This is a genomic window from Streptomyces sp. TRM49041 (genome assembly GCF_008271805.1).
In the GTDB taxonomy this organism is placed as follows: domain Bacteria; phylum Actinomycetota; class Actinomycetes; order Streptomycetales; family Streptomycetaceae; genus Streptomyces.
Genome location: NZ_VSRY01000115.1, coordinates 24,269 through 30,585 on the forward strand (window position 1 = coordinate 24,269; position 6,317 = coordinate 30,585).

Consider the following 6,317-nt stretch of genomic DNA (forward strand, 5'->3'; position numbering starts at 1 on the left):
ATCATCTGGACGGGGCGGTCGAGGGAGCGGACGACGGTGGGGGCGGCGGCGAGGGCGGTTCCGTCGGCCAGGACGGATCGGGCCCCGCCTGGTCTGTGGGGGCCGCGCTCTGTGTGCGCCGGGCGCCGAGGAGGCCGGTGTCGGGGCGGGCGCCTCGGCGTGGCCCGATACCGCGGCCGGCGTCGCCCTCGTCACCGGAGGCCGGGCCCGGCCTCCGGTCGACGACATGGCCGCAGTCGTCCCCGGCCGGGACCGGCCATGCGACGAGGCCACGCTCCGGCAGATCGACGTGGTCGCAGTCGGCATCGGCGACGACCCGGCGGGGCGCGGCCCCGGTCAGGTGGGCGGTCACATACGCCGCGCTCGTCCTCGTGATGTCGCGTGTCAGCCCGAGGGGCAGCAGCGAGCGGGTTTCGGCGATCGCCTCGTCCTCGCCCGCCCGGAGCACCACCCGGATGTCCGGCGCCACGGCATGGGCGGCGACGGCGACGGCGATGTTGTCCAGTTCGTCGGAGCCGACCGCGGCGAGCGCATGAGCGCGCCCCAGCCTGAGCCGTGCGAGTACCGCACGGTCCTCACCGTGCGCGAGCACCACGGGAATCTTCATCGACCGCGCCAGCCGCAGGTTGGGGGCGGTGGGCTCCCGTTCGACCCCGACGACGGGGACCCCCAGCCGGCGCAGCGTCTGACACAGCCGCAGCCCGACCTGGCCCAGTCCCACCACGATGACGTGTCCGGAACGGGGAAGTACCCGCGGCCCCAGGACGCCGACCAGCCGCGGGCCGAACAGCCGGTCCACGATGCCCGCGGTCAGCAGAGCGGTGAATCCCACCGTGACCAGCATCGCCGCCCCGGCGACCACCTCGTACACGGGATGGCCGCCGTGCGGGGCGGCCGGTCCCACCCCGGCGACGACCCGGGCGGCTTCCATGAAGGCGGTACTGACCGGCTTGTGGAAGGCGACGACCAGCCACAGCCAGTCCAGGGCCAGTACCGCCGCGATACCCAGCAGCCCGACGAGCAGCAGTCGGGCGTCCGCGTCATGCGGCTGCAACTGACCACGCAGCCGCCCGAACACCCCGCGCCGCCGCGCGCCCGCGCTGGGCCGCCACGCCGTCTCCACCAGCCGTCCTTCACACCGGCGGACCGCCACCGCGCCGTCCCCGGCGTCCCATACGGCCAGGAGGTCGGGGTCCGCCGGGTCCACACACAGCCCGGCCAGTGTGGGCGCCAGGAGGTCGGCGGGCGAAACCGTCACACAACTGCGCAGCAGCGACTGGAGCTGCTGTGCCACGGTCCGGTCGAAGACGGTGACGACGATGCGGACGGCGCTGCTGACATGCCGCACGGCGAGCGCGTAACGGAGTGCGGAGAGGTCGTCGCCCACGAGGATCGCGACGTGGGCCGGCCGCCCGGTGAGCGCGCGGCGAAGGTCCTGGTCGTCCGGTGCGGCGAGGTGGTCCACGGGGCGCCCGCTCTCCCACAGGGCGGCACAGACCCGGCGTGCGAGGGTGGTGGCCCCGATGACGACGATGCCACCGGACACGCCGTCCGATGTTCCGTCCGGGGCGTCGGGTACGTCATCGCCGTGCATGGTTCTCCCTGGATCGGCTGACCGGCGCGGTCGTTGAGGCGGCGCACTTCACGCTAGAAGGACGGCGGTCCGAGACCTCTGTGCGGGCGGCCAAGGAGTACCCGCCGGCCTTGTCCGGCCGTACCAGCCGCCGGCCCCGCCTCACATGGCAGTCCCCTCACCCGCACGGCCTGTGACTCATGTCACCGCCTCGGCGTGCAGCGTGGAACGGGTGCCATGGCCTTTTCCACGGTGTAGGCAGCCGGCGAGAACGGGGACAGTACGGATGGAGCAATCTCGGGCCGGTGAGTTCGAGGAGTTCGTGGCGGCCCGCTGGTCGGGGCTGTTCCACCTGGCCCGTCTGCTCACCGGAGGCGATCGGCATCGGGCCGAGGACTTGGTGCAGGAGTCCTTGGTCAAGCTCTGGTTCGCCTGGCGGAAGGTCGCCGACGGGGCTCCCGAGGCGTACGTACGCAAGGTGATGGTACGGGCAGCGGCGCGTTCGGCACGGCGGCGATGGTGGGGCGAGCGCCCCGTCGAACAGCTGCCGGAGGTGGCGGCCACGGGTGATGTGTCCGCGGTCGTGGCCGAGCGCTCACGGCTGGAGGCCGCACTCGCCCGGCTGCCGACGCGGCAACGGGCAGCCGTCGTGCTGCGCTACTACCAGGATCTGCCGGAGGCGCAGGTGGCGGAGGCTCTGGGCTGCCCTGTGGGCACTGTGCGGTCCCATGCCGCACGGGGAGTGGCGCGACTGCGCCAGATCCTGGGCGACGTCATCGAGCCGGTGGGGTGAAGGAGAGGCCATGGATCACTTCGAACGGCAGTTGGCGCGGATGATGCGCGCCACCGAGGAGCGCACCTCCTTCGAGCCTCGGCACCAGGAGCGTCTCCGCGCAGGAGTGCGGGCTCGACGCCTCACGCGCGCGGTACAGCTGACGACAGGCTCCGCCCTGGCGGTCACCGGACTCGGCATCGGACTGTTCCTGCTGCCCGGCACCCCGGACCGGGTGGAACCCAGCGCTCCGCGGCCGCTGCCCGCGACGAGTCCGTCGCCCGTCCCGAGGACGACTCCCTCCATCACCACCCCGCCGCCCTCCACGCCGGGGAGTCCGGCCACCGGCTCGTCGGATCCGGCCCCGGGCGGCGGCGCGAGCGGTACCGCGGACGCGGCCACCACGCCGCCTGCCTCCGCCGGGGCACCCGAGACGTTTCCCGCCGGAGCGGAGACGTCTCCCGCCGGAGCCGGGACGTCGACCTCGGCCCCGCCGATCGCCGGCCCGGCCGGCTGAGGAGTGTCCGGCTGATCGGGGCGGCATGGGCGTACGTGCCTGGCCCCACGGCCCAGGCGTGATCCGCCGGACAGGACCCGGGCCGTCACCCGCACACCCGTCCGTGGCGTGGCCCCTCGCCCGCTGATCACAACCGCGCCGCGCGTGCCTTCGGCATGCCCGCCTCCCGCCCACAGCGCACGGACAGGGACGGATCGCGCGGAGAACAGGAACGGCGGCCCTGGTCGGCAGGGACCTTCCGCACACCCGACCGCCGGCGACCGCCGCCGCGGCCACAGAAATGGACGTCCTGATGACCACAGCCCTGCGCACCACCATGAAGCCGCCCCAGGCTCCGCCACGCCGCGAGCCCGGAGGAGGGTCCCGGAGGGCGAAGGCCCCGGCCGGCCCGGTGCGACGTCTGCTCGACAGGCTGACGCCCGCGGACCGCCGGGTGTTGCGGCTCTATCTCCTCACCCGCCTGGGCATGTGGCTCGTCGCCTACTGCACCGCATGGCTGTTCCCCGCCGACTCGAACACCAGGACGCCCGCCTCGTGGCTGTCCCGTTGGGAGCAGTGGGACTGGGTGCACTACCAGCACATAGCGGAGCACGGCTACTTCGGTTCCTTCCCGGGTGTCGTCCCGGCGTCCGACAACCGCGTGGCCTTCTTCCCCGGTTTCCCGCTCGCGCTGCGCGCCGTACATGCCGTCGTTCCCGACTGGACCGTGGCCGGCCTGCTGATATCCGTGGTGAGCGGCGCCGTGGCCGTGGTGGCGCTGGCACGGATCGCCGGCCTCGGACGGCCGGACGGCGCCCGGGCCGGCCAACGGGCCGCCGCCTTCCTGCTGTTGTCCCCCGCCTCGGTGTTCCTGGCCGCGGGGTACACCGAATCGCTCTTCCTCGCGTGCGCGCTGCCCTGCTGGCTCGCGGCCAAGAACCGCGAATGGCCCCTGGCCGGCCTCCTCGGGGCCGCGGCCACCACCACCCGGATCAGCGGTCTGTTCCTGGCCGCCGCCGTCGCGGTCGAGTATCTGTCGTCCCGCGACGACCCCGGCAGGACGCGTCGGCCGCGCACACTCCTCTGGTGCCTGCTCCCCGCCCTGCCCGCCGCGGCCTACACGTTCTATCTGTACGTGGAGACCGGCGACTGGATGGCCTGGAAGCATGCCCAGGAACGCGGCTGGCACCGCGACTTCCACACTCCCGCCGAAGCGTTCCGGCACACCTGGCGGAACGCCTTCGACCACGTTCAGTCCACCGGCTACGCATGGGAGTTCCAGCTGGAGCTGGCCGCGATGGCGACCGGTCTCCTGCTCCTGGTCCTGCTGCTGCTCCGCCGCCGCTGGCCGGAAGCCGCCTATCTGGCGCTGAGCCTCTGGGCCCTGGGTACGTCCTACTGGTATCTGTCCGTCCCCCGGGCCACCCTGCTGTGGTGGCCGCTGTGGATCGGACTGGCCCACTGGAGCCTGCGGCGCGCCTGGGTGAAGGAGGCGTACGCCGGTGTGGTGGCCCCGCTGGCGGTCGTGCTCGCCGTGACGTTCACCTCGGGCCGTTGGGCCGGATGAGCCGCGCGGAGAGCGGTCGGGCCGTTGCGTGGACGGAGTTCGTATCGTTGCCTGAGTCGGCGGTAGCCGGTGAGCCAGGCCGTGGTCGTTCGCTGGAGTCGAATCGTGTCGGACCATCTTTCTGGGAGATTCCGTTGAGAATGCTGATCAATGTGTCCGAGACAGTCGTCGCCGACGCCCTGAGGGGACTGGCGGCGGCGCATCCCGAACTCACCGTGGACGTCGAGAACCGGGTCGTCGTACGGCGGGACGCGCCGGTGGCCGGGAAGGTCGCCCTGGTGTCGGGCGGCGGGTCGGGGCACGAGCCGCTGCACGCCGGGTTCGTGGGGCCGGGGATGCTGTCGGCGGCGTGCCCGGGCGAGGTGTTCACGTCTCCGGTGCCGGACCAGATGGTGCGGGCGGCGGCCGCGGTGGACAGCGGCGCGGGCGTGCTGTTCGTCGTGAAGAACTACACGGGTGACGTGCTGAACTTCGACATGGCGGCCGAACTCGCCGAGGACGAGGGGATTCAGGTCGCCCGGGTCCTCGTCGACGACGACGTGGCCGTGTCCGACAGCCTGTACACGGCGGGGCGGCGCGGCACCGGGGCGACGCTGTTCGTCGAGAAGATCGCGGGTGCGGCGGCCGACGAGGGTGCCCCGCTGGAGCGGGTGGAGTCGATCGCGCGTCGTGTGAACGCCGTGTCGCGGAGCTTCGGTGTGGCGCTGAGCGCCTGTACGACCCCGGCGAAGGGCGGGCCGACGTTCGATCTGCCGCCCGGGGAGCTGGAGCTGGGCGTGGGCATCCACGGGGAGCCCGGGCGGGAGCGGCGGGCGATGATGACGTCGCGGGAGATCGCCGACTTCGCGGTGGACGCGGTACTGGAGGACCTGCGGCCACAGGGGCCGGTGATGGCGCTGGTCAACGGCATGGGTGCGACACCGCTGCTGGAGCTGTACGGGTTCAACGCCGAGGTGCAGCGGGTGCTCGGGGAACGCGGCGTGCCGGTGGCGCGGATCCTCGTCGGGAACTATGTGACGTCGCTGGACATGGCGGGGGCCTCCGTGACGTTGTGCGAGGCCGACGAGGAGTTGCTGCGGCTGTGGGACGCCCCCGTACAGACGCCCGCGCTGCGGTGGGGGCGGTGAGCGTGGTGCTCGACGCGGAGTTCTGCCGGCGGTGGATGGAGGCCATGGCCACGGCCGTGGACCGGGAGGCCGACCGGCTCACCGAGCTGGACTCGGCGATCGGTGACGCCGACCACGGGGTGAACATGCGGCGGGGCTTCGCGGCGGTGAAGGCCGCCCTGGAGGACGAGCCGCCGCGGACACCCGGGGCGGTACTGATACTGGCGGGACGGCAGTTGATCTCGACCGTGGGCGGGGCGTCCGGGCCCCTGTACGGGACGCTGCTGCGGCGCGCGGGCAAGTCGCTCGGCGACGCCGCCGAGGTGACGCCCGAGCAGCTGGCCGAGGTGCTCGGCGCGGGCGTGGCGGCGGTGGCGCAGCTGGGCGGGGCGAAGGCCGGCGACAAGACGATGCTGGACGCGCTGGAGCCGGGTGTGGCCGCGCTGGGTGACGCGACGCGGGAGGGCGAGGTGTTCGCGGTGGCCGCGCGGGCCTCCCTGGAGGGTGCCGTGGCGACCGTACCGATGCTCGCCCGCAAGGGCAGGGCCAGTTATCTCGGGCAGCGGTCCGTCGGGCACCAGGACCCGGGCGCGAGCTCCTCCGCCCTGCTGTTCGCCGCGCTCGCGGAGGCAGCGGAGGGCACGGAGGCGGCGGAGGGCACGGCGTGACCGACGGCATGGCCGGGCGCGGGGCTTGCACCCCGGGCGCCCCGGTGGGCATCGTGCTCGTCTCGCACAGCGCCGAGGTGGCCGCGGCGGTCGCCGGACTCGCCCAGGGCCTGGCCGGCGGCGCGGCCGGCGTGC

The 6,317-nt window shown here is 73.4% G+C and carries 6 protein-coding genes; 5 read left to right on the forward strand and 1 reads right to left on the reverse strand.

Annotated features, from left to right (window positions below):
* Position 1 precedes the first annotated feature (1 nt).
* Complete coding sequence (locus tag FVS66_RS13655) at positions 2-1,594, reverse strand: NAD-binding protein (protein WP_262386983.1); 1,593 nt, start codon at positions 1,592-1,594, stop codon at positions 2-4.
* 265 nt (positions 1,595-1,859) lie between these two features.
* On the opposite strand from FVS66_RS13655, the gene FVS66_RS13660 reads away from it, so the two are divergent.
* The 5 genes from FVS66_RS13660 (at position 1,860) to dhaL (ending at position 6,182) form a co-directional block, all read left to right on the forward strand.
* Positions 1,860-2,366, forward strand: coding sequence for a SigE family RNA polymerase sigma factor (locus FVS66_RS13660; protein WP_149181466.1), 507 nt, complete (start codon positions 1,860-1,862; stop codon positions 2,364-2,366).
* A 10-nt stretch (positions 2,367-2,376) separates the two neighbouring features.
* A complete protein-coding gene (locus FVS66_RS13665) occupies positions 2,377-2,862 on the forward strand; it encodes a cellulase (RefSeq protein WP_149181467.1) in 486 nt (161 codons plus the stop codon).
* Between the two features lie 292 nt (positions 2,863-3,154).
* Complete coding sequence (locus FVS66_RS13670; protein ID WP_149181468.1) at positions 3,155-4,408, forward strand: mannosyltransferase family protein; 1,254 nt, start codon at positions 3,155-3,157, stop codon at positions 4,406-4,408.
* Between the two features lie 134 nt (positions 4,409-4,542).
* Positions 4,543-5,535, forward strand: coding sequence for a dihydroxyacetone kinase subunit DhaK (gene dhaK / locus FVS66_RS13675; RefSeq protein ID WP_149181469.1), 993 nt, complete (start codon positions 4,543-4,545; stop codon positions 5,533-5,535).
* Between the two features lie 5 nt (positions 5,536-5,540).
* On the forward strand, positions 5,541-6,182 hold the full coding sequence (dhaL, locus tag FVS66_RS13680; protein ID WP_149181471.1) for a dihydroxyacetone kinase subunit DhaL: 642 nt from the start codon (positions 5,541-5,543) through the stop codon (positions 6,180-6,182).
* The last annotated feature ends 135 nt before the right edge of the window (positions 6,183-6,317 follow it).

Bases quoted from the DNA above. Each gene is read 5' to 3' on its own strand.
- FVS66_RS13655 (WP_262386983.1), bottom strand. From the start codon at position 1,594: ATGCACGGCGATGACGTACCCGACGCCCCGGACGGAACATCGGACGGC.
- FVS66_RS13665 (WP_149181467.1), top strand. From the start codon at position 2,377: ATGGATCACTTCGAACGGCAGTTGGCGCGGATGATGCGCGCCACCGAG.
- FVS66_RS13670 (WP_149181468.1), top strand. From the start codon at position 3,155: ATGACCACAGCCCTGCGCACCACCATGAAGCCGCCCCAGGCTCCGCCA.
- FVS66_RS13660 (WP_149181466.1), top strand. From the start codon at position 1,860: ATGGAGCAATCTCGGGCCGGTGAGTTCGAGGAGTTCGTGGCGGCCCGC.